Origin of the sequence: Micromonospora sp. CMU55-4 (genome assembly GCF_011602315.1) — a bacterium.
Classification (GTDB): domain Bacteria; phylum Actinomycetota; class Actinomycetes; order Mycobacteriales; family Micromonosporaceae; genus Micromonospora; species Micromonospora chalcea.
The window spans coordinates 74,370-97,915 of record NZ_JAAOLH010000019.1 but is presented as its reverse complement, the minus strand read 5'-3'; the positions used below and the strand labels follow the sequence as shown (position 1 = coordinate 97,915).

Genomic DNA, 23,546 nt, shown 5'->3' with positions numbered 1-23,546 from the left:
GTGGCCCGTGGGCGTACGACAGCGCGGCGACGCTAACGGTTCATCATGAGCGCCACCACTACGGCGACGAGCACCAGCGCGGCGAACACCGCCGCCGCGATCTTCGCGGCGCTGTAGGGCCGCTCACCGATCACCTCGCCGGTGCGCGCGTTCACCAGCACCTGGTACGAGCGGCCGGCGTGCAGGTACGCGGCGATCCACACCGGCAGCAGGATCAGCTTGTACGACACGTCGGAGTACGTGGTGTCCACTGCGGACACCCGTTGCTCGTCACCGCCGATGTCCGACCGGCAGTCCCCCTCGATGACCGGCGCCATCCGCGCCTTCGCCTCGGTCAGGCCCGCCTCGGGCTCGGTGTCGTACCGCAGCGCCTGGTATCCGGCCAGGTAGTCGCCGTGGTACGCGGCCGCCTCGGTCAGCGGCCACGGCGCCAGCTTGTCCAGCTGCTCGGTGGGCAGGTGGGTGGTGGCGGGCACCAGCACGTCGTCGAAGTCCCGGCTGACGGTGCCGGCGGCCGGATGCCACCGGGTGTGCCGCACCTGCCGGGTCCGCGTCTCCTGCTTGCCGTCGACGGTCACCGTGTACGTCTCGGTGACGTAGTAGTACTCGCCCCGCTGACCCCGGTAGTCCGACACGGTCCGCGCGTCGAACGTCCAGTGCGGCAGGTACGTGCCCTTCAGCGTCTCCGCCTCGCTGACCTTCTTCAGGCTCCCCGGCGCGAACCAGCGGCTGCGGCACCACTGGCCCAGCGCCGTCCGTACGCCGTTGCGGTCCACCGCGAACGGCAGCACCGCCTCCGGCGCGATCAGCTCGCCCGCCGCGGCGTCGGCCACCAGCGGCGTGGCGCAGAACTGGCAGCGCTGCGCCAGCACGTCGCTCTCCGTCCGGGCCCCGCAGCCCGGGCAGACGAACGTGTGCGCCCCGACGCTCGCCACCGGCTTGCGGGGCAACGACGCGAGATCCGCGTACGCGTGCTCGCGCACCTCGCGGCCCGCGCCGGCGATCTCCTGCCGGTGCCCGCAGTACGGGCAACTGAGCGTCGTCGTGCCCGGCGCGAACTCCACCCGGGCCCCGCAACCCCCGCACCGGTACGAGGGCGGGGAGACAGTCGTGTCGCTCATGCCGGCACCTGCCCGGTGCGGGGACGACTCACCCGCTGACGTGCGTTCATTGCGGCGGCAGCGGCGGCGGGACGCTGGCCAGCACCGACGCCAGCTCCGGCACCTGTCCGGCGGGCTGCCACTGCGCCATCCCGGCACGCCAGACCAGCGTGTCCGGGCCGAGCGCGCCGGCGCCCGCCTGCTCGGCCAGCCCGCCGAGTTCGTACGGGCCCTGCCGCTGGCCACCGACGCCGACGTACCACTGGGCCTGGCCCGGCAGCGGCGGCGGCTCGGCGGCGCCCGGCTGCGCGGCCGACGGCTGCGCCGGCTGCGTGGCCCCGCCGCCGCCCATCGTCCGGGCCATCTGCTGGCCCATCGCCATGCCCAGGCCCAGGCCGATGCCCGCGCCCGCCTCACCGCCCGGGTTGTTCGCCGCGGCCTCCATCGCGTTCGCGGCCTGGAAGCGGGTGTAGCGGTCCAGGTCGCCGACCGCGCCCATGCTGGTCCGCTTGTCCAGCGCCTGCTCGACCTCCGGCGGCACCGACACGTTCTCGATGACGAACTTGGGGATCGCGATACCGACCTCGGCCAGTTCCTCGGTCAGCACGGCGGCCAGCCTCCGGCCGATCGCGTCCTGGTGCGCGGCGAGGTCCAGCAGCGGCACGCCGGCCGTGGCGAGCGCGCCGCCGAGCCGGCCCACGATCAGCTGCCGCAGGTACTCCTGCACCTCCTCGGTGCGGAACTGCGGGTCGGTGCCGACCAGCTCACGCAGCAGCTGCGCCGGGTCGACCACCCGCGCCGCGAAGGCGCCGAACGCCCGCACCCGGACCACGCCGAACTCGGCGTCGCGCAGGATCACCGGGTTCTGGGTGCCCCACTTCATGTCCGTGAACTGCCGGGTGTTGACGAAGTACACCTCGGCCTTGAACGGCGAGTTGAAGCCGTACTTCCAGCCCTTCAGGGTGGACAGGATCGGCAGGTTGCGGGTCTCCAGCGTGTACGTTCCCGGCGGGAAGACGTCGGCGATCTTCCCCTCGTTGACGAACACCGCCGTCTGGGACTCCCGGACGACCAGCTTGGCGCCCATCTTGATCTCGTTCTGATACCGGGGGAACCGCCAGACGATCGTGTCCCGGCTGTCGTCCAGCCACTCGACGATGTCGATGAGCTCGCCCCGGAGCTTGTCCATCAGCCCCATCGCAACCCTTTCCTCGGCGCCGTTCTCCGGCGTCGCGGGCGACGATAGCAACCCCCCGCCACCTGCGAAAAGAGAACAATGGTGCGCTGATCGGCACCTACCGATCGCCGTCGTTCAGCCGGTTTCGCCGCTCATCGATTCCCCGCCCCCGTGACGCCGGGAGGCATCTCGGGACGGATCCTCCCAAGCCGGCGCCGCACGTGGACCCCGGTCGGTGGACCACGCGGCGCGCTGGTTCGGCAGCCGGGGCGGGCCGCCGGTCTCCGGGACCGGCCGTTCGGTCTCCTGCACCAGATAGTGCGGCCGGCGTTTGGTCTCGTAGTAGATCCGGCCGATGTACTCGCCGATCACGCCCAGGATCATCATCTGAATCCCGCCGAGGCCGATCACGCTGACGATGATGGTGGTGTAACCGGGCACGTCGATGCCCTTCTCCACGGCGTCGGCGACCACCCACGCCATGTAGCCCACCGCGATGAGCGTGAGGAAGAGCCCGCCGTAGATCGCCAGGCGCAGCGGCCGGTTGTTGAACGACAGCAGACCGTCGAACGCGTAGTTGAACAGCTTGCCGAACGTCCACCGGCTCCGCCCCGCCTGCCTGCTCTCGTTGCGGTGCGCCACCACCACGGTGCGGAAGCCGATCCACGAGAACAGGCCCTTGGAGAAGCGGTTGTACTCGGGCATCGCCAGGATCGCGTTCACCGCGAGCCGGGACAGCAGGCGGAAGTCACCCGCGCCGTCCAGCAGGCGGACGTCTATCCACCAGTTGACCAGGCGGTAGAACGAGCGTGAGGCGACCATCCGGATGAACCGGTCGCCGCGCCGGTCGCGGCGGGCGATCACCTGGTCGAAGCCCTGGCGGTAGAGCGCGACCATCTCGGGCAGCAGGCGCGGCGGATGCTGCAGGTCGGCGTCCATGATGACGACCGCGTCGCCGGTGGCCCGGTGCAGCCCGGCGAGCATGGCCGCCTCCTTGCCGAAGTTGCGGCTCAGCGACGTGTAGCAGACCGTCGGGTCGGCGGCGGCGAGCCGGCGCAGCGCCGCGAGCGTGCCGTCCTCGCTGCCGTCGTCGACGTACACCACCTCGACGTCCACGTCGGGCAGCTCGGCGAGCGCGGTGCTGAGCATCTCGTGCAGCCGCTCCACCGACTCTTCCTCGTTGAAGCAGGGCACCACCACCGACAGCCGCATCGGCGTCGTCCCGCCCGGCCCGGCGCCCGGGCGCGGGCCTCCGGCGCCGGCGGCGTCAGAGCCGGTAGACGAGCGTGCCATCGAGATCCTCCCGGGTGATGCCCAATCCGTCGACGGGCCGGTTCTCGATGCCCTCCCACGGCGTGCCCGCCGCGCGGCTCGGCACCGCGACGACCGACCGGACGCCGATGCCGCGCAGGTACGCCACGCTGCCCGCGTCGGGGAACGTCGCCACGGCGACCCGGGTCTGCGCCTGGGTGACCGGCTCGAAACCGCCGAGCCCGTTGGTGATCCGGGGGAACCCGTCGGTGGACCAGAGCATGTAGTTCAGGTCGCCGATCCCGCCGGCGGGCAGCACCAGCATCGGCTCCGGCGCGGTACGCATCGCGGCCGGCGGCGTCGGCACGACCGGGTGCGGCGTGCGGTTGACGCCCTCCAGCGTCACCAGCGCGAGCGGCACCAGTAGGACCAGCGGCGCCACGGCCCGGGACCAGCGGTGGGCCGAGGGCCGGTGCCAGGACTCGGCGAGCGCGGTGACCAGCCCGGCGGCCAGCACCGCCAGCAGCAGGCTGGTCCAGTGCATCATCCGGCCCGGCGTGCGCAGCGCGTCCCAGCCGGGCAGGAGCGTGGACAGCGTCAGGTAGCCGGGGTCGCCGTCCCCGCCGAGGGTGGCGCCCAGGCCGAGCAGCACGGTGCCGACCACGCCGAGCCCCAGCGCGACCCGGTGCCGCACCGGGAACGACGAGACGAACAGCCCCGCCGCGGCCAGCCCGATCAGCGTCATCCCGGGCAGCAGCGCCATCTCCGGCGGCCAGGTCAGCTGCTCCCGGGCGGCGGCGTGCCGTTCCCCCCACAGCCACGAGTCGCCGGGCGCGGTGATGAACCCGATCAGCGGAGGGGAGAACATCTTGGTCCAGTCCAGCGAGCGGACGGCCTGCGGGTTGAGGTCGACGACGCGCAGGTAGACCAGGCCGAGCAGCAGCGTCACGGCGCCGAACACGGCGCCGCCGGCCAGGTCCGCGATCAGCAGCCGGCGGCCGAACGGCGGACGCTCCCGCTTGCGCCACCAGGACCAGCCGTAGCAGCCGGCCGCCACCAGCACGGCGGCCAGCAGGAAGTAGACGAGCGGCAGCCCGATGCCGAAGCCGAGCGTGACCTGCCAGGCGGCGACGAGCCACCCGGCCACCGCCCAGCCGGGACGGCGGCGCTCCGGCCGGTAGCCGTGGCGTAGCGACCAACCGTGACCCCGGGCCAGCATCGCCAGGGCCAGCGCGATCCCGCCGCTGGACAGGATGTTCAGGTGGCCGGAGTGCGCCAGCCGCCAGGGCGCGTACGCCCACGCGATCCCGGCGACCGCGCCGCCCCAGCGGTTCGCGCCGAGCTGCCGGGCCAGCGCGTACGCCCCGAGGAACGCCAGCGCGTGCAGCAGCACGTAGAGCACGTTGTAGCGGATCACGGCGGCCTCGAAGCCGGAGCCGACCATCCCGAACGGCGCGTAGCCGAGCAGCGTGTCGCTGTAGGCGTAGGTGTAGCGCTCCGGGAAGAACGTGTTCGAGTGCCAGAGGTTGGCCGGGTCGTTGAGCAGGGCGTGCCCCGACCAGGCGACCTGCCACGCCTGCAACGTGGGGTCGCCCAGGTCGCCGGGGATGGTGGTCGCCGGGTGCCGCATCGTCGGCCAGGTCAGCACCACCGCCAGCAGCAGGCTGCCCAGGATCGCCAGCGTCCACTCCGGGTTCGGCCGCCATCGGCGTCTGCCGTCCACAGGCCGTTCGTCGGAGGGGCGGTCGTCCGAGGGCCGGTCGGCGGGAGGCTGCTCGGGACCGGTGTCCTCAGCGGTCGGCGGGGCGACGGCGGGCCGGATCTTCATGGGATAGATGCTTCACGATGCTGCTGGTCCTGTCGATCCACTGTCCGAAATGTGGTTGAAACTTCCGGCCGCATTACCGGAAACCGCCTACGCGAACCGGTCGGCGAGCGCCGACAGCCGGTCGACGTACGCCGGCCAGTCGTAGCCCTCGGGGACGTTCCGGTTCTCCTGCCCCAGCCCGATCGCGGCGTCGTGCTGCTCGCGCAGGATGTCGGCGTGCCCCGCGTGCCGGGCCAGGTCGACGCAGACGTGCACGAGGACCTGGTGCAGCGTCACGTCCTGCCGGCCGGGCAGCCACCACGGCACCCGCCCCGGCGCGTCCAGCGGCAGCGTGTCGATCGTCTCGTCCGCGAACGCCGCGACGCGGCGGTACAGGTCGATCAGCCCGTCCTTGGTCTCGTCCTCGCGGGCGTACCAGTCGGCCTGCGGGTCGGCGTCGAACGTCTCGGTGGCGACCAGCTCCGCCGGTGTGGGGAACTCGCGGCCGAACGTCGGCCCGAAGTAGCCGGCCTCGACGTTCAGGCAGTGCTTGAGCACCCCCAGCAGGTTGTTGCCGGTCGCGGTGCGGGGAAGCCGGGCCTCGCGTTCGCTCAGCCCGTCGAGCTTCCAGATCAGATTCTCCCGGATCGCGCGCAGGTAGTGGTGCAGCGTTGCCTTCGGGTCGTACGGCTCACTCATGCCCGACACTCTTCCGCATGGGTCGGACATCGTGGGGGCGCCGTCAGCCGGTCTGGCTGTTGTCCTTGTGCGCGCCCCACCCGTGCCAGCGCTCGATCTCGATCCACGCGCTGACCCGCTTGCGGTCCCGCCGGGGGTACGGCCGCCCGGTGTAGTGCTGCGAGATCCGGTCGATGTCCGCCAGGCCCTCGTCGTCGCGCAGCTCGACCACCCGCCCGATCAGGCTGACGTGGGTGTACCAGTTCCCCTCGTCCAGCACGGTCAGGGAGACCCGGGGATCGCTGCGCAGGTGTGCCAGCCGGCGGCGGCCCTCGTCCATGTTCACCAGGACGCGGCCGTCCTCCCAGAGGTACCAGGTGGCCGCGGACACCGGCTGGCCGTCGCGAAGCGTGGCGATGACAGCGGGATTCGGCTTGCCCAGCATGGCGACGGCGGGCTCGGGCAGCGGCGGCTTCGACATGGCACTCACTCTACGTACCCGCCGGGCCCGCCGCTGGTCATGCGGCCCGCGCCGCCCGGACGGGCTCCCCGGCGGCGTCCGCCGGGGAGCCCGTCGCACGCCGGTCAGGCGCGCGCGCTCCACTGCTGGTTGGTGCCGCCGTGGCAGTCCCAGAGGTTGATCCTCGTCCCGTTGGCGGTGCCGTAGCCCGCCGCGTCCAGGCAGCGCCCGGACTGGACGCCGCTGATCGTGCCGTTGGCGTTGAGGTTCCACTGCTGGTTGGGCTGGCCGTTGCAGTCCCAGATGATCACGCTGGTGCCGTTCGCGGTGCCCCGTCCGCTGGCGTCGAGGCACTTGTTGCCGAGCACCTGCAACTGCTTGTCCGAGGTGTAGGTCCAGCGCTGCATGGTGCCGCCCCAGCAGTCGTACAGCTGCACCGCGGTGCCGTTCGTGGTGCTGCCGTTCGGCACGTCCAGGCACCGGCCGGAGCCGGCGCCGACGAGCTGCACGTTCTGGTACGTGCCGCCGCCGCTGCCCGGGGTGCCGATGCTGCCGGACACCGACTGCAACGCCCGGTACCAGACCGCCGCCATCTTGTCGTAGCCGGTGGCGGTCGGGTGGATGCCGTCGATCAGGTCGGCGGTGGTCAGCGCCGAGTACTGGTCGACCAGGTGGACGCGCTTGCCGGCGTTCACCTTCGACTGCACGATGCCGGGCAGCGCGGCGTTGAACGTGCGTACCGCCGCCGCCTGGCCGGAGTTGGCGAGCGGGATGATCTGCGCGACGAACACGTCCGCGTTCGGCGCGGTGTTGGTGATGCGGTCGATGAGCGAGGAGAGCCGGTTCGGCGCGGTGGAGACGTTGTAGTTCTGCAGGATGTCGTTGGTGCCGATGTGCAGCAGCACGGTGCGCGGCTGGTAGGCGTTCAGCCAGCCGGTGATGTTGGCGTCGATCTGGTCGATGCGCCAGCCGGGGTGGCCCTCGTGGTCGTGGTCGCCGAGGTTGCCCGGCCCGTTGAACTGGGAGCCGACCAGGTCGACCCGGTAGCCGCCGCCGGCCAGCCGCTGCCACAGGCCGATCCGGTAGCCGCCCGGCACCTGGGTGCCCTCGGTGATGGAGTCACCGAGCGGCATCACGCGGGTGCCGCCGTTGGACTCGGCGGCCGCCGGTCCGGTCGCCGTCAGCACACCGGCGGCCAGCACGGCGAGCGCGGCGCCCGCGGTGAGCCATCTCCGCACAGTGGTACGCATGTGTGCTCCTTTCACGGGGTGGTGCAGGTCAGGGACGGGGTGGTCGGCGAGCCGTTGGCGATGAAGCCGAACGTGGTGGAGCCGGACGCGGGCACGGAGCCGTTGTACGCGGCGTTGCTGACTGTCGCGGTGGAGCCGCTGGTGCTCAGCGTGCCGCTCCAGACCTGGCTGATGCTCTGGCCACCGGCCAGGTTCCACCGCACCGACCACCCGTTGAGCGCCGCGGCGCCGGCCGTGACTGTCACCTCGGCCTGGAAGCCGCCCGACCAGGAGTTCGTGGTGCGGTAGGTGGCGGTGCAGGCGCCACCGCCCGGCGGCGGCGTGGTGGGCGGCGCAGTGGTCGGCGGGGGATCGATCGGCGGCGGCGTGGTGGTCGGCGGGTCGGTGGGCGGCGGCGTGCTCCCGGCGGGGGTGAACCGCCAGTGGTCGATGTTGAACAGCGAGCCGCTGCCGCCGGTGAACCGCAGGTAGAGGTCGTGGGTGCCGGTGGCGCCGCTGACCGCGCAGGTCGTGTCGGCCCAGGTCTGCCAGCCGCCGGTGCCGGACACCCGGCAGGTGCCCACCACCGGGCCGCTGGTGCCGTCCAGCCGCAGCTCGATGGTGCCGCCGCTGCCCGCGGAGGCCACCCGGGCGGTGTACGAGGTCGCGCCGGTCCCGAAGGCGACGCCCTTGATCTTGAGGTAGTCGCCGTTGTCGATGAAGCCGACGTTCATCCCGCCGCCGCTGGCCGGCTCGGTCTCCACGCCGGACGCCCAGGCGCTCGTCTCGGCCTCCTGCCGGATGTACGGGTTGAGCGTGCCGATCTGCGGCGCGCCGGTGGTGGTCATGTTGATCGTCGGGATCGAGCCGTCAGCGCCGTAGGAGAACTTCTCCACCGCCACCGACCTGGTGAAACCGCCGCCGCCGGGCAGCGCGCCGTTGTGGTAGAAGAAGTACGAGCCGCCCTTGTAGTCGGTGATGCCGGGGTGGTTGGTGAAGCTGCTGCCCTGGGTGGGCATGACGGTACCGCGGTACGTCCACGGCCCCAGCGGCCCGGGCGCGGTGGAGTAGGCGATGAACTCCGAGCAGCACTTGGCCGCGAAGACCATGTAGTAGAGGCCGTTGCGCTTGTACACCCACGGACCCTCCTCGTAGAGGGTCGGCCGGTTCGCGTCACCGGTCCGTGCGCCGAAACCCGCCGCGGTCAGCGGGATCTGGGTCGGGCTGCCCGAGTACGAGATCATGTCCGCGTTCAGCTTGACGTACCACAGGCGGGGGTTGCCCCAGTACAGGTACGCCTGGCCGTCGTCGTCGATGAACACGGTCGGGTCGATCTCACCGTTGCTCACCAGCGGGCGCCCGATGGCGTCCCGGAACGGCCCGGTGGGGCTGTCCGCCACCGCCACCCCGATGCCCATCTGGCCGGTGGCCCGCACGACCATCGGCACGTACCAGTAGAACTTGCCGTTGCGGTGGACCGCCTGGCCGGCCCACGCGTCCTGCTTGGCCCAGCTGAACGTGGCGAGGCTGAGCGGCGATCCGTGGTCGGTCCAGTTCACCATGTCGTCGGACGAGTAGACCCGCCACTCCTTCATGGTGAACCAGGTCGAGTTGTCCTCGTCGTGGCCGGTGTACAGGTAGACCCGGTTGTTGTACACGAGCGGGGCCGGGTCGGCCGTGTAGATGGTCTGCACGATCGGGTTGTCCGCCCGGGCGGCGGTCGGGCTCAGCCCGCCGGCGATGGCCGGGGCCAGCCCGAGCAGGGCGAGCATGGTCACCGCCAGAGCGAGCCATCGTCTGGTCCGGCGGTCGGTTCTCCATAGCGTTGACGTCACAGGTCATCTCCCGGGGTAGGCCGCGCCGCGGCGGATGGTGTGGTCGGCGAGGGTCGGGCCGTCACGCCCGGCTCCACTTCTGGCTGTTCGCGCCGGTGCAGGCGGACAGGATGATCGAGGTGCCGTTGCCGGTCCCGCCGCCGTTCGGGCTCAGGCACAGTCCGGACTGGACGCCGGTGATCGTGCCGTCGGTGTTGACGTTCCACTGCTGGTTGGCGCCGCCGTTGCAGTCCCAGATGATCACCCGGGTGCCGGACGAGGTGCCCTGCCCCTCGGCGTCCAGGCACTTGCTCCCGTACACCTGGAGTTGCCGGCTCGACGTCGCCGTCCACTGCTGGTTGGTCCCGCCGTTGCACTCCCACAACGTCACCTGGGTGCCGTTGGTCTGGGACTGGTTCGGCACGTCGAGGCAGCGGCTGGAGTTGGGGTTGAGCCACGCGCCGCTCGTACCGCCGGGGTTGCCGCCCGGGCCGGCGACCACCGACAGGTTGTCGAACTGCGCGGTCTCGCCCTGGCTGGTGCCGAAGCCGACCTGGCCGGAGCCGAAGGTGGAGTCGGTGGCCGTGCCGACCGTGGCGCCGTCGATGGTGGCGGTGATGGTGGTGCCGGCGAAGCCCAGCGCGAGGCTGTGCCAGCGGTTGGTGCCGAGCGCCGCCACGTTCCCGCTGCGCAGCGTGGTGAGCTGCCCGGCGGTGTTGTTGCGCAGGATGGACCACGCGCCGGCGTCGGTGACCCGCAGGAAGTAGGCGTTGTAGCGGCCGATCGGGTCCAGGTTGGTGCTGCCGACGCGGCCCTGGATCTGGGCGTAGCCGGACTGTTCGAGCAGGACGTCGGCGGAGACCGTGTAGTTGCCCCAGCTCAGGTTCCCGCCGTAGGTCGCCGGGTCGGCGAGGGTCTTCCAGGTGATGGGCGCCTGCGCGGACATCTGGCGCAGGCACATGCCGGACCGGCCGCCGCCGCAGCCGACGATCTCGAACGCGCCCTGCATGTCCTGGAGGTACTTCGGGAACCGCCCGCTGGCGTAGCTGTCGAAGTCGTCGCGGTACGGCAGGCCCAGCGAGCCCTGCGCCGGGCTGGTGGCGGTGCCCTTGCCCTGCCCGGTCGTGGTGGTGACGGTGTAGAGGTGGCCGGGCTGGGCGGTGAACGTGAACGACCCGCCCGACGGGGTGACGTCCGCGGTGCGGACGAAGAAGTCGTTCGGGTTTGTCGAGTTCAGGTTCGTGGCCCAGATGTGCGCCTGGCCGGTGGACAGCCCGCCGGTGACGGTCATGGTGACCTGCTGGGCCGCGGTGGCGTCCATGGTCTCGATGACGGTGCTGTAGTCGCCGGTGGTGGGCGAGCGCAGCGACACGTAGCTGCCGTTGTTGCGGTTGCCGCCCAGGTAGCCCGAGGCCGAGTCCAGGTAGCGCCAGCCGGGTGCGGTGAACTGGGTGGTGTGGGCCAGCGCCCAGGTGTTCTTGCCGACCGAGTACCAGCCGGACCAGGGCTGGTTGGCCAGGATCAGCCCGACCGTGGACCAGGGCAGGTTCGGCGTGATGGCGGCGATCAGGTCCCAGTTGAGGTAGGCGACCATCCGGCCGTCGATGTAGCCGCGGTTGATGCCGCGGGCCAGCGGCTTGGCGCCGTCGTTGTAGTCCTGCGAGCCGCCCTCGCTGTTCCACAGCGTCTTGCCGGTGGAGGTGGCTGTCGAGGACACGGTGCAGGTGGTCTGCGCGCTGAGGTAGCCGCACGGGTAGTGGCCGCTGAGCACGTCGATGCTGTTGCGCAGCGTGGCGTTGCCGGCGACGGCGTTGGCCGGGCCCCAGCTACCGGGGTAGTCGTCCCCGTAGATGATCTTCACGCCGCTGTAGCCGTTGGCGTTCAGCGCCTGGCGCAGGCTGATGGTCCAGTTCGCGTCCGTCCGCTTCTCGTTCTGGGCGGCGGTGATGTAGTCCATGGTCAGGTTGTGCTGCCGCGCGCAGCCCAGCCAGTCCACGAAGTAGTTGATCATGTCCGGGGACATGAAGTTGCCGTTGCCGATCCACCCGGGAGCGCCCCACGGCAGGGCTGCCAGCTTGATGGCGGGGTTGCGGGCCTTGGCCTGCTCCATGATCCACCACTGGTAGCCGCGGTTGCAGTTGAGATCGCCCCGGACGTGCTCGTGACTCGGCTCGGACCCGCTGGTGGAGTTGGTGTCGCCGCCCATCTCGACCTTGAGGATCTGCAGCGCGGCGCCGTAACCGGGCTTGAACAGGTAGTCCAGGATCTGCCCGCGCTGCGGCTCCGGATAGTCGATCAGCAGCCGGCTGTTGCCGCCGCCGCCGCTGACCGCGCCGACCCCGTCGAACGTCTGGCCGCCGGAGGCGCCGTTGACGGTGATCGAGGTGGCGGCCTGTGCGGGGCCGGCGGTGAGGATCAGGCCGCCGGCGGCGGCCAGGACGGTGACGGCGAACGCCGCCAGCAGTCGGCGTATCCATCTCGGCTCGGACATGACGAGTCCTTTCGGGAGATGCGGAGTGTGGTCGCCGAGTGGCTCGCCGGTCAGCGGTAGCCGGCGGCGACGATGTCGGCCTGGACGGCGTTCTCGGTCGCGTCGGACGGATAGCCCGCGACCATGGCGCCCTCGTAGAAGGTGCCGGCGCTGAGGTTCGCGCCGCCGCCGGGCTTGCAGCAGTCGCCGCCGCTGCCCAGGATGATCGCGCCCTGCTTACGCATCGGGCTGTAACCGGCCGGCAACGACCCGTCGTAGAGCGTGTAGAGGCCGCCGGACTGGGCGTTGCTGCCCTTGATGGCGAACCGCGAGGTGCCGTTGTTCTTCAGGGTGGCGGTGACGAACCGGTTGGTGAACGCCCGCTGGTTCGGGTTCCAGGACTGGCTGCCGCCCGGGTAGAGACCCCACTCCAGGTCGGCCTGCACCCAGGGGCCGCTGCCGGAGCAGCCGCCGAACCAGCAACTGGTGCTGAAGTTGATCGCGTCCATCGCCCCCGCCGCGTCGGCGCTGCGGGTGGTCTCGCTGTTGCCGTAGTCGAAGCAGCAGCCGCTGTTGACGTGGGTTCCGCTGGTCACCATGTACATGCCCTCGGGGGCGGAGCCGGTGGGGACGCCGGTCAGGTGGCCGTCCCGCCAGTAGCTGTTCCCAGGGTTGATGTAGAGGGAATACGCCCGGGCGCCGCCGACCGTCAGCGACTCGCTCGTCGCGTTCGCGGGCCGGCTGGAGGTGGAGCCGGGGACCTGCGCGGAGCCCTGGTACCACAGGTCGTTACCGCGTCCCGACTGGTCGAACACGGCGGTGATCACGCAGCTCGTACCGGAGCAGAACGCGTCCTGCGCAGCGGCGTCGGCGTAGCCGCCCGCGCTCACCAGCCCGATGTTGCGGGTGGCGTTGTCCGAGGAGCGGCGGACCTGGTAGAGGTTGCCGCCGTACGCCGAGAACAGCGCCCGGGTGGTGCTGTGCGCCGCGACGCACGGGGTGCCGCCCGCGGCGTAGATGTCGCACGGCCGGCCGCCGGGCGGCGGCGTCGAGGTGGGCGGCGGTGACGACGGTGTGGTCGAGACGTTCCACCGCTGGTTTGCCTGTCCGTTGCAGGTCCACAGGATGATCCTGGTGCCGTTGGCGGTGCCCGCGTTCGTCGCGTCCAGGCACAGCCCGGACTGCTGACCGGTGACGGTGCCGGCCGAGGTGATGTTCCACTGCTGGTTGGCCTGGCCGTTGCAGTCCCAGATGATCACCGTCGTGCCCGGGCTGGTGCCCTGGCCGTTGGCGTCCAGGCATTTGTTGCCGTACACCGTGAGCTGCTTCGCCGACGTGTACGTCCAGCTCTGCGGCGTGCCGCCGGTGCAGTCGTACAGCTGGACCTGGGTGCCGTTCGTGGTGCTGCCGTTGGGGACGTCGACGCAGCGGCCGGACTGCACGCCCACGATGGAGCCGGGCCCGGGGGCGGCCACGGCGCTTCGGGTCTGCGCGGCCACGGCGGCGCCGGCGACGGCCAGGACGAGCACCAGGGCGGAGATGGTCATACGCGGTGGTCCGGATCGGACGGACCGGGGACGGGGGATCACCATGACGGCTCCTCGGATACGCGCGAGCACCCGACCGTCCGGCACGGTGCCTCGCGAGTTGTGGATGGCCGTCGGTGTAAGCGCTAACAGTGGTGTGGCGGCGGCCCCGACATGTCGGTGGTGGTGGCCTGTGGGGTCACAAATGTTAGCGCGAACATCGACCAGAGTTAATTAGAGCACATCCCGGCGTCCGGCGGGACCTCAGTTGTCCCGGCGGTGCCGGGCCGAGGGCGGCGGCGTGCCACCCACGGCCCGGCTCCCCGTGCGGGGGTTCGGCGGTACGGAGATCAGGGACTGGTGCAGCTGACTCCGCTGGGCGCGGTGGCCCCGTTTCCGGTGGCGGTGAACCCGAACGTGGTCGAGCCGTTCGCGCCGACCGTGCCGTTGTAGTCGGCGTTGCGGACCGACACCGAGCCGGTGGTGCCCGTGTTGACGCCGTTCCAGAGGCTGCTGATCGCCTGGCCGGAGGCCAGGGTCAGGCGTACGGTCCAGCCGTTGAGCGTGGTGGCGCCGTTGTTGGCCACGGTGACCTCGGCCTGGAAGCCGCCCGGCCAGGTGTTCACGGTCCGGTAGGTCGCGGTGCAGGCGCCCGGCTCACCCGGCGGCGGGGTCGTGACCGGCGGAGTCGTGGGCGGTGCGGTGGTGACCGGCGGCGTGGTCGGCGGCACGGAGGTCGGCGGCGCCGTGGTCGGCGGCGCCGTGGTCGGCGGCGTGGTGGACGCGAACTGGCTGAAGAACCGCCAGATCTCCCCCGAGGTCCAGGTCCGGGAGTCGTTCGGGCTGGACGACCCGTCGACCGGGCTGGGGGTGTGGTCGCCGTCGAACGCGGCCCACTGCACCGGGTAGCCCTCGCGGCAGCCGGAGTACGTGGTGGTGATGTGGGTGAGGCTGCCCCGGCTCGGCTCGCGCGGACTCTGCGCGGTGCAGCCGTTGTTCCGGACGAACGTGTCGCGCAGCGAGCGGCCCATGGAGATGTTCAGCACGCTGTCGTAGATGCCGTGGATGCCGAAGTAGGCGACCGGCTGGGTGCCGCCGTTGCAGCCGCTCAGGTTCGCGCCGGAGATGACGGTGACCGCGCGGACGACGTTGGGCCGGGCGCAGGCCACCGCGTAGCTCATCGCCCCGCCGTAGCTCCAGCCGAGCGCGAACCGCTGGGACGTGTCGACGCAGAGGTCGTTCTCGATCTGCCGGGAGATGTCGTCGAACAGCGTCAGGTCCCGGCCGTTGGTGTTGGCCCAGCCGTTGTCGATGCCCTGCGGCGCGACGAAGATCGTGCTGTTGTTCGACAGCGGCAGCAGGCCGTAGTAGCCGGCCGAGGCGACGTTGTTGGCCGAGCCGTTCAGCCAGTGGAACCCGAAGATCAGCCGGTACGGGTGGTTGCGGTCGTACCCGTCCGGGATGCGCAGGATGTAGCTGCGGTTCTGCCCGCCGCTGGAGATGGTGCGCGTGCCGCTGGACAGCGTCGGCGCCTTGCCGCAGCCGGCGGTCGCCGCGAGCGTGCCGTTTGTCGACGCCTGCGCCGTCTCGCCGAGGTCGGCGCTGAGCGCGCCGCCGGCCGCCGCCGCGAGGAGCACGGCCGCGGCGGCGACGGAGGTGAGAAGGGATGTTCGTTTCGCCATTGCTGGACTCCTTGCCCTGGGTGGTGGTGCAGGCCGGGCCGTCCGTCGATGCCGACGTCGCCTGCGAAGAGGGCGCGGAGCCGTGCGTGCGGCTGGGCCGAAGTCGTCCGGTGGCCGCCTGCGTCGGCGTGCATCGGCGGAGCGGCCCGGACTGGTCACCGATCGGCCGGACGGCGAGGGGACCCTCGTGCGCCGTGCCGATTGCGGGGGTGACGGGGAGCGTGCCCTTCGCTCCCGTGCCGGAACATAGCAGGTTATCGATAACATGTTCAACCGGTCGGTTCCGGAGAAGGAGCGGGCCGGCCGCCGGGTGAACGCTCACAGCAGCGCCCGGCGGGGACGCTGCCGCCTGCTCAGGCGTGGTCGGCCAGGGCCGGCAGGTCGCAGCCGGCGAGGGCGTCCGGCTGGGGAACGCGGGCGAGGTCCGCCTCGGCGAGCCCGAGCCGCCGGTACGCGGTGTGCAGCGCCGCGACCACGGCGCCCAGCGCGCCGGAGAGGTCACCGAGTTCCGCGCCGTGCACTGCCGCCTCGGCGGCCGGCACGATCTCGTGCAGCCGGCCGCGTAGCCGGACCAGGTCGGGTGTGAGCGCGTGGGAGACGCCGCCGCCGAGGACGATCACCTCCGGTTCGTAGGCGACCACCGCCGCGGTGAGGACCACCAGCAGCGCCTGCTCGACGTACTGCCTGACCGGCGCCAGTCGCGGGTCGGCCGAGCGGAACACGTCGGCCGCGTTGTCGAACGACAGGCCGAGTTCGCGGGCGCGGGCGAGGATGCCGGACCCGCTGATGATCCGTTCGAGCGGCGCGCCGAGCGGGCCGGCCGGCAGGTGGCCGAACTCGCCCACCAGGCCGCTGCGGCCCCGGAACAGCCGGCGGTCGATGGCGACGCCGGCGCCGAGTCCGGCCCCGATGGTGAGCATCACCGCTGTCTGCGCGTCCCGGGCGGCGCCGAAGCGCAGTTCCCCGAGCAGCGCGTAGTTGGAGTCGTTGTCGACCTCGACCGCGGCGCCCAGGTGCTTCTCCAGCAGCCGCAGGAACAGCGGGTCCTCCACCTGGGGCAGGTTCGGGGCGTTGGAGACGGCGCGGTCTCCCTGCCGGACGGCGCCGGGCAGGCCCACCGCTACGCAGTCGAGCCGCTCCCGGTCGGCGCCGACGGTCCGCATGATCAGGTCGGCCAGCCACTGGGCCAGCCGGGGCGCGTCGTAGTCGGCGGGTGTGGGCACGGTCCGGCCGGTCAGCGGCCGGGCGGCGAGATCGGCGACCACCAGCCGGACGTTGGAGCCGCCGACGTCGACGCCGCAGACCACGCCGCGTCCGGCGGCGATCGCGACCTGGGTCGCCCGGCGGCCCCGGTTGGTGGTGGGTGCGCCGTCGGTCTCGGTCAGCAGCCCCTCGTCGAGCAGCTGTTCCACGATCCGCGACACGGTGGCGGGGGAGAGGTCGGTCTCGTGGCCGATGGCCGTGCGGCTCACCGGGCCGTGGGTCAGCACGTGGGCCAGCACTGTGGACCGGTTCGCCGCCCGTGGTGCTCGAGATTCCACGCCCACCTCCGCCGATTTTCTTTCCGCCCGAATGTTAAAGCCGCGCCGCTGGATGAGCAACCATCCGGACCATGTCGTCTTCCGGCCCGCACCCGGGCGACGGATCCCACTGAATTCCGAGGTGAGGCCGGTGGTGACGGTTGAACCGAGTGGGTCGAATCTCTGACCAGCGCTCTTGACGGACTGTGATGACCGCGATAATACTTTCACCCTGAACGGAAATAGAGGTTGCCGGCCCCAGGGAGGCGGCGCGTGCCCCCGTACGCGCCGTGCCGGTCGCATCGGACCCCCGTGTCAGTCCGGAATCCCGGTTCCGGACCCCGTTGCTGTGAAGGGAAGAGCAATGATTCTCAGCCGTAGACGTGGCGCCGCCCTCGGCGCGCTCTGCGCCCTGGCGCTCATGGTCGGCGCCTGCTCGAACGAGACCTCCGGGAGCGGCGGCGCGTCGAGCGGCCCGCGTACCGAACCCAGCCTGTCGTTCGTCGGCCCCGGCGGCGAGACGCCGACCGCCGCCGACCAGCTCTCGCTGACCGACGAGGAGCGGCAGAAGGTCAAGGACGGCAACTACTCCGCCGCCTTCGTCTGGCACGAGGGCTCCGCGCTGACCAAGGCCGTCGAGTCCGGCGTTCGCAAGGAGTTCGACCAGCTCGGCATCAAGGTGCTCGCCAGCACCAGCGCCGAGTTCGACGCCGCCCGGCAGGCCAACAACGTGCAGACCGTGCTGGCGCTCAAGCCCGACCTGATCGTCACCATCGCCGTCGACCCGACCGCTGCGGCCGCCGCCTTCAAGCCCGCCGTGGACGCCGGCGTCAAGCTCGTCGTGATGACCACCCCGCCGAAGGACTACAAGTCCGGGCAGCAGATCGTCGGCATCGTCACCGCCGACCTGACCGCGTTCGGCAAGGCCAACGCGGAGATGCTCGGCAAGGCGCTCGGCGGCAAGGGCAAGGTCGGCTACGTCTACCACGACGCCGACTTCTGGTTCACCAACCAGCGGGACAAGGCGTTCAAGGACTGGCTGGGCTACCTCTACCCGGACATCGAGATCGTCGAGGAGGCCGGGTTCTCCGACCCGGCGCGCACCGAGGACATCGCCACCGCGATGCTGACCCGCCACGCCGACCTCAAGGGCGTCTACGTCGCCTGGGCCACCGCCGCCGAGGGCGTGCTCGCCGCGACCCGGCAGCAGGGCCGCACCGACGTCAAGATCGTCACGAACGACCTGGAGGCGAACCTCGCCGCCGACATGGTCAAGGGCGGCAACGTCGCCGGCATCGTCGCCAACGGCTCGACCCGGCTCGGCCAGAACCTGGGCGTCGTCGCCGCGTACGGCCTGCTCGGCAAGAAGGCCCCGGAGCTGGTCGTCGGATCGCCGATGGCCGCGACCAAGGACAACATCGCCGACGCCTGGCGCGACGACTACGGCCAGGAGCCCCCGGCCGAGGTGCTCGGCAACTGACGCCGGGCGGCGAGGTCCGGGGCCCGGCCGAACGGGCCCCGGACCTCGCCGGGCGCGGTCCGGCCCACCGCCGGGTCCGCGAGCACCGCGAGACGAGAGGAAGAAGCACATGGGGTACGTCCAGACAGTCCTCGGACCGGTGCCTCCCGAGTCGCTCGGCCGGGTGCTGAGTCACGAGCACCTCGGCGCGCTGGTGCCCGGGCCGTGGCTGTCCGGCGGCGTCGCCGACGACCGCGCGGACCTCGCCGCCGGGGCGGTACGCGACCTGCCCGAGCTGGGCTTCGGCACGATCGTGGACCTGTCCCCGTACGAGGTGGTCGGTCACGACGTGACGCTGCTGCGCGAGGTGGCACTGCGTACCGGCCTGCACGTGGTCGCCGGATCGGCGATCTACCTGGAGCCGTACTCGCCCGGCTGGGCGCTGCGCGCGAGCGTCGACGAGATGCGGGAACGCTTCGTCGCCGACGCCACCGTCGGTGTCGGGGACACCGGGATCAAGGTCGGCATCTTCGGCGAGCAGGCCACCGGGCTGAACGAGATCACCGCGCACGAGGAGAAGTGCCTGCGTGCCGCCGCCCGCGCCGCCGTCGCCACCGGCCTGGCGCTGAACACGCACACCACGCACGGCACCATGGCGCTGGAGCAGGTCGAGATCCTGCGCGAGGAGAAGATGGACCCCTCCCGCGTCGTCATCGGCCACCTGGACATCAACCCCGACCCGGACTACCTGCGGGCGGTGCTGGCCACCGGCGTCAACATCGCCTTCGACACGCTCGGCAAGCAGTTCTGGGACTTCGTGCTCGCCCCGCTGCCGGAGAACCCGCCGGAGGGCGAGTTCGGCAAGCGGGCGTACCACCGGCCCGACCGCGCCCGGCTCGACATGCTCGCCGGTCTGGTCCGCGACGGTTACGCCGACCGGATCCTGCTCTCGATGGACCTGACCGGCGCGGAGGCGTACCTGAACCCGCGTACGCACGGCCGGCTCGGCTACTCCTACCTCGGCCGGGAGATCGTGCCGGGTCTCACCCGCCTCGGTGTGCCGCCGGAGGCGATCGACCAGATGCTGGCGGCCAACCCGGCCCGACTCCTGACGGTCGGCTGATGGCCGCGCATCCGCGTCCGTCCGGCTACGTCGCCGGCGTCGACCTCGGCGGCACCAAGCTGCGGGCCGCGCTGGCCGACCTCGACGGTCTCGTCGTGAGCGAGCAGGTGCAGCCGACCGACCCCCGGGGCGGCACGGCGGTGGCCGCGCAGATCGACACGCTGCTGCGCCAACTGGCCGCCCGGGCCGGCGTCGACTGGTCCGACGTGCGGGCCAGCGCGATCGGCCTGCCCGGCGTGCCCGACCCGGCGACCGGCGCGATCGAGCTGTCGCCGAACGTCTCCGACCTCGAGGCGCTCGACGTGCGGGCCGAGCTGACCCGCCGCCTGGGGCACCCGGTCGTGCTGGACAACGACGTCAACATGGCCGCCGCCGGGGAGCGGTGGCTGGGCAGCGGGCGTACCCACCGGCACTTCGTGTTCGTGGCGGTCGGCACCGGAGTCGGCATGGGCATCGTGCTGAACGGTGAGCTGGTCCGGGGCGCGCGCGGCGCGGCGGGGGAGATCTCCTACCTGCCGCTGGGCACCGACCCGTTCGACCCGGGCAACCAGGTGAAGGGCGCGCTGGAGGAGGCCGTCGCCGGCGCCGCCCTCGCCGCCCGGTACCGGGCGGTGTCCGGCGAGCAGGCGAGCGTGCCCGACGTCTTCGACCGGGCCGTCGCCGGCGATCCGGTCGCGCTGGCGGCCATCGACGAGGAGGCCCGGCTGATCGCCCTGGCGGTCGTCGCGGTCACCGCCGTCCTGGACCCGGAGGCGGTGATCCTGGGCGGCGGCATCGGCTCCCGGACCGAGCTCGTCGAGCCGGTCCGGCGCTGGGTCGCCGCGCTGAGCACGGGCGTTCCGTTGATCAAGACCAGCCTGCTCGGCGACCGGGCCGGCCTGCTCGGCGCCGTCGCGGTCGCCCGCCGGGAGGCCGGCGTCCACGACGGCACGACCACCTCTTTCCAGACAGCGGAGGGACGATAGATGACCCACACCGATGCGGCGGTGAAGACCAGCGCCGCCCCGGCCTGGCGCCGGATCAACTGGCGCGACTACGTGGTCTACATCGGCTTCGCGGTCGTGTTCCTGTTCTTCGCCGTCACCCAGGGCAGCAACGGCTTCCTGACCACGAGCAACCTCACAAACATCGTCATCCAGACCGCGCCCATCACGATCATGGCGGTCGGGCTGGTCTTCGTGCTGGCCGCCGGCGAGATCGACCTGTCGATCGGCTCGGTCGTCGCGCTCTCCGCGCTGGTCGGCGCGGTGACGCTGCGGGAGACCGACAGCATGCTGCTCGGGGTGGCCGCCGGTCTCGCCGCCGGCGCGGCGGTCGGCCTGGTGAACGGCGTCTTCGTCACCCTGGTCCGGCTGCCCTCCTTCCTGGTCACGCTCGCCACCATGGGCGCGGTGGCGGGCCTGGCCCGCGAGGTCACCGGCCTGCAGTCGGTGCCGGTCAGCAACGACGCGTTCCTGTCCTTCTTCGGCCAGGGCGAGATCCTCGGCATCCCCGGGCTGGTGCTCTGGTCGGTGGCGGCGGCGGTGGTCGGGTACCTGGTGCTGCGCCAGACCCGGTACGGCGCGCACACGCTCGCCATCGGCGACAACGTGGCAGCGGCCCGGGTCAGCGGCATCAAGGTGATCCGCGTCAAGATCATGGTGCTGATGGGCAGCGCGATGTGCGCCGCCCTGGCCGGCCTGCTGTACGCCGGACGCCTCCAGGGCGCCCGGTACACCCTCGGCGAGGCCGACCTGATGTCCGTGATCGCCGCCGTGATCGTGGGCGGCACCAGCCTCTTCGGCGGCAAGGGCTCGATCGTCGGCGCGGTGCTGGGCAGCCTGCTGATGGGCATGCTCAACAACGGCCTGATCCTGGCCGGCCTGTCCGTGTCCCAGCAGATGATGGCGCGCGGCGCGATCATCCTGGTGGCCGTCTCCCTCTCGCTGCGCGAGCGGCGAAGCTGACCCGGAAGGAAGCAACCGCATGTTTCTGGACCTGCTGCGACGCCGCAATCCGGGCCTGCTCGCCGCCGCCGCGCACCTGCACGACAGCGGTGACCTGCCGGCGAACTCCTACGCGCTGGACCTCGACACGGTCGCGGCGAACGCCGCCGCCATCCGCCGCGAGGCCGACCGCTTCGGTCTGTCGGTCTACGCGATGACCAAGCAGGTCGGGCGCAACCCCGACTTCTGCCGGACGGTCCGCGACGCGGGCATCACCGAGGCGGTCGGCGTCGACCTCCAGTGCGCGCTCGCCGACCGGCACGGCGGGCTCGGCATCGGTCACCTCGGTCACCTGGTGCAGATCCCCCGGCACGAGGCGGCGGTCGCCGCCGCGCTCGCGCCCGCGTACTGGACGGTCTTCAACGACGCCAAGGCCGCCGAGGCGGCGGGCGCGAGCGCGGCGGCCGGGCGGGAGCAGGCGCTGCTCGCCCGGATCGCCGCGCCCGGCGACCGCTTCTACCGGGGCCATGAGGGCGGCTGGGCGGCCGACGAGATCGTCGCGGTCGCCGACCGGCTCGACGCCCTTCCCGGCGCCCGGTTCGCGGGTGTCACCAGCTTCCCGACCCAGTTGTTCGACCCGGCCGCCGGACGGGTCGTGCCGACGCCCAACCTCGGCACCCTGCGACGCGCCGCCGCCGCGCTGCGCGCCGCCGGGCGGTCGCACGTCGAGATCAACGCCCCGGGTACGACGTCGGCGGCGATCCTGGCCACGCTGGCCGAGGCCGGCGTGACGCAGGTCGAGCCCGGCCACGGGCTCACCGGCACGACGCCCTGGCACGCGGTGACCGACCTGGTCGAGGAGCCCGCCGTGCTCTACGTCAGCGAGGTGTCGCACCTGTGGGACGGTCGGGCGTACGTCTTCGGTGGCGGCCTCTACGTCGACCCGGTGCTCGGCCTGGGCGGCACCCGGGCGCTGATCGTGCCCCGGGGCGGTGGTCTCGACGACGCGTACCTGGTCGACGTGGAGATGCCCGCGCCGGAGGCGATCGACTACTACGCGATGGCCGACGTCAGCGCGGCGCCGGGGTGCGCCCCGGGTGACACGGTCCTGTTCGGTTTCCGGCCGCAGGCGTTCGTCACCCGGGCGCTGACCGCCGGCGTGACCGGCATCCGGTCCGGCGCGCCGGCCGTGGCCGGGGTGTACGCCGCCGACGGCTCGGCGCCGATCGGGTTGGAGGACACCGCCGCGGGCGACGGCCCCGGCATCCAGGCGGCTCGCCGCACAGGGAGGGCATGATGAGCACCGTCACCCACAAGGACGACGCGACCCGGGCGGGCGCCCCGGCGCTGCGGTTGCGCGGCATCCGCAAGCAGTTCGGCGGCGTCGTCGCGATCGAGCGTTTCGACCTGGAACTGGCCGCCGGGGAGATCACCGCCCTGGTCGGCGACAACGGCGCCGGCAAGTCCACCCTCGTGAAGATCATCTCCGGCGTGTACCAGCCGACCGAGGGTGAGCTGGAGATGCACGGGCGGCCGGTGACGTTCCGGGACGCCTCCGACGCCCGCCGGCAGGGGGTCGAGGTGGTCTACCAGGACCTGGCCCTGGCCGACTCGCAGCCGGTCTACATGAACATGTTCCTGGGCCGGGAACTCACCCGTGGCCCGCTGCGCCTGCTCGACCGGCGCCGGATGGCCCGGGAGACCCAGGATCTGGTGGACGCGCTGGACGTACGCATCCCCAGCGCGAAGGCGACGATCCGGGACCTGTCCGGCGGCCAGCGGCAGGCGGTGGCGATCTGCCGCGCCACCCACTGGGCCAGCGGCCTGGTGCTGATGGACGAGCCGACAGCGGCGCTGGGCGTGGCCGAGACCGCCAAGGTGGAGGAGCTGATCCTGAAGCTGCGGGAGCGGGGCGCCGCCGTGCTCGTCGTCAGCCACAACCTGGACCAGGTGTTCCGGATCGCGGACCGGGTGGCGGTGCTGCGCCGGGGACGCCAGGTCGGCGTCCGCGGCATCACCGGGACCAGCCGCAACGAGATCGTCTCGATGATCACCGGCGCCTCCGAGGAGACCGCCCGCCCCTGAACCGCGCGGCCGACCGCGCGCACGATGACCCCGGGTGTCCCTCCCGGGGTCATCGGCGTTCCGCGTCCGGTTCGCGGGGCGGCACTCCATGATCAACGCCGATGGCGGACGGCTCGTGCGTAACGGTCGTGTGAACTTGTGTGAACGCGGCTTCGTGCGTTGTCTCGCAGTTCGGGAGCGTTATCAAGCCGAGTCCATGAGGGCTCAGTGAACGCCGTTCACCCTATTGTTCACTGCTGC

18 protein-coding genes are annotated in these 23,546 nt (G+C 71.9%); 6 read left to right on the top strand and 12 right to left on the bottom strand.

All coding sequences use genetic code 11. The annotated features are described in order from the left end of the window. Positions 1–32: 32 nt before the first annotated feature. From HA073_RS26695 to HA073_RS26640, 12 genes are all read right to left on the bottom strand, one after another. Positions 33–1,121 (bottom strand): hypothetical protein, encoded by a 1,089-nt coding sequence (locus tag HA073_RS26695; RefSeq protein WP_043325226.1) that lies wholly within the window; start codon positions 1,119–1,121, stop codon positions 33–35. Between the two features lie 46 nt (positions 1,122–1,167). Further along, positions 1,168–2,298 carry an SPFH domain-containing protein gene (locus tag HA073_RS26690; protein WP_166457555.1) on the bottom strand — a complete coding sequence of 377 codons (1,131 nt, stop codon included), beginning with the start codon at positions 2,296–2,298 and terminating at the stop codon, positions 1,168–1,170. Positions 2,299–2,412: 114 nt separating this feature from the next. Further along, a complete protein-coding gene (locus HA073_RS26685) occupies positions 2,413–3,489 on the bottom strand; it encodes a glycosyltransferase family 2 protein (RefSeq protein ID WP_240925981.1) in 1,077 nt (358 codons plus the stop codon). A 55-nt stretch (positions 3,490–3,544) separates the two neighbouring features. After that, entirely contained in the window at positions 3,545–5,356 is a 1,812-nt protein-coding gene (locus tag HA073_RS26680; protein ID WP_166457554.1) for a hypothetical protein, read from the bottom strand. An 87-nt stretch (positions 5,357–5,443) separates the two neighbouring features. Next, positions 5,444–6,034 (bottom strand): DinB family protein, encoded by a 591-nt coding sequence (locus HA073_RS26675; RefSeq protein ID WP_166457553.1) that lies wholly within the window; start codon positions 6,032–6,034, stop codon positions 5,444–5,446. Positions 6,035–6,077: 43 nt separating this feature from the next. Next, positions 6,078–6,494, bottom strand: coding sequence for a PPOX class F420-dependent oxidoreductase (locus HA073_RS26670; protein ID WP_030499597.1), 417 nt, complete (start codon positions 6,492–6,494; stop codon positions 6,078–6,080). Positions 6,495–6,598: 104 nt separating this feature from the next. Then, positions 6,599–7,723, bottom strand: coding sequence for an RICIN domain-containing protein (locus tag HA073_RS26665; protein ID WP_043325219.1), 1,125 nt, complete (start codon positions 7,721–7,723; stop codon positions 6,599–6,601). 11 nt (positions 7,724–7,734) lie between these two features. Then, on the bottom strand, positions 7,735–9,474 hold the full coding sequence (locus HA073_RS26660) for a family 43 glycosylhydrolase (protein ID WP_166457569.1): 1,740 nt from the start codon (positions 9,472–9,474) through the stop codon (positions 7,735–7,737). A 124-nt stretch (positions 9,475–9,598) separates the two neighbouring features. Continuing rightward, entirely contained in the window at positions 9,599–12,007 is a 2,409-nt protein-coding gene (locus HA073_RS26655) for a ricin-type beta-trefoil lectin domain protein (RefSeq protein WP_113973287.1), read from the bottom strand. A gap of 50 nt (positions 12,008–12,057) precedes the next feature. Next, on the bottom strand, positions 12,058–13,533 hold the full coding sequence (locus HA073_RS26650) for an arabinofuranosidase catalytic domain-containing protein (RefSeq protein WP_043325214.1): 1,476 nt from the start codon (positions 13,531–13,533) through the stop codon (positions 12,058–12,060). 329 nt (positions 13,534–13,862) lie between these two features. Next, positions 13,863–15,194, bottom strand: coding sequence for a cellulose binding domain-containing protein (locus HA073_RS26645; RefSeq protein ID WP_113973286.1), 1,332 nt, complete (start codon positions 15,192–15,194; stop codon positions 13,863–13,865). A gap of 353 nt (positions 15,195–15,547) precedes the next feature. Beyond that, on the bottom strand, positions 15,548–16,735 hold the full coding sequence (locus HA073_RS26640) for an ROK family transcriptional regulator (protein WP_064447530.1): 1,188 nt from the start codon (positions 16,733–16,735) through the stop codon (positions 15,548–15,550). Positions 16,736–17,078: 343 nt separating this feature from the next. On the opposite strand from HA073_RS26640, the gene HA073_RS26635 reads away from it, so the two are divergent. The 6 genes from HA073_RS26635 (at position 17,079) to HA073_RS26610 (ending at position 23,306) form a co-directional block, all read left to right on the top strand. Continuing rightward, complete coding sequence (locus HA073_RS26635; RefSeq protein ID WP_043325211.1) at positions 17,079–18,194, top strand: substrate-binding domain-containing protein; 1,116 nt, start codon at positions 17,079–17,081, stop codon at positions 18,192–18,194. Between the two features lie 109 nt (positions 18,195–18,303). Further along, positions 18,304–19,296 (top strand): phosphotriesterase, encoded by a 993-nt coding sequence (locus HA073_RS26630; protein WP_043325210.1) that lies wholly within the window; start codon positions 18,304–18,306, stop codon positions 19,294–19,296. Beyond that, on the top strand, positions 19,296–20,261 hold the full coding sequence (locus HA073_RS26625; protein ID WP_113973284.1) for an ROK family protein: 966 nt from the start codon (positions 19,296–19,298) through the stop codon (positions 20,259–20,261). Before HA073_RS26630 ends, HA073_RS26625 begins: the two co-directional genes overlap by 1 nt. Then, complete coding sequence (locus HA073_RS26620) at positions 20,262–21,242, top strand: ABC transporter permease (RefSeq protein ID WP_030499606.1); 981 nt, start codon at positions 20,262–20,264, stop codon at positions 21,240–21,242. It abuts the gene before it with no gap. A 19-nt stretch (positions 21,243–21,261) separates the two neighbouring features. Then, positions 21,262–22,518 carry an alanine racemase gene (locus HA073_RS26615; RefSeq protein WP_064447401.1) on the top strand — a complete coding sequence of 419 codons (1,257 nt, stop codon included), beginning with the start codon at positions 21,262–21,264 and terminating at the stop codon, positions 22,516–22,518. After that, positions 22,518–23,306 (top strand): ATP-binding cassette domain-containing protein, encoded by a 789-nt coding sequence (locus HA073_RS26610; protein WP_043325207.1) that lies wholly within the window; start codon positions 22,518–22,520, stop codon positions 23,304–23,306. Before HA073_RS26615 ends, HA073_RS26610 begins: the two co-directional genes overlap by 1 nt. Positions 23,307–23,546: the final 240 nt, after the last annotated feature.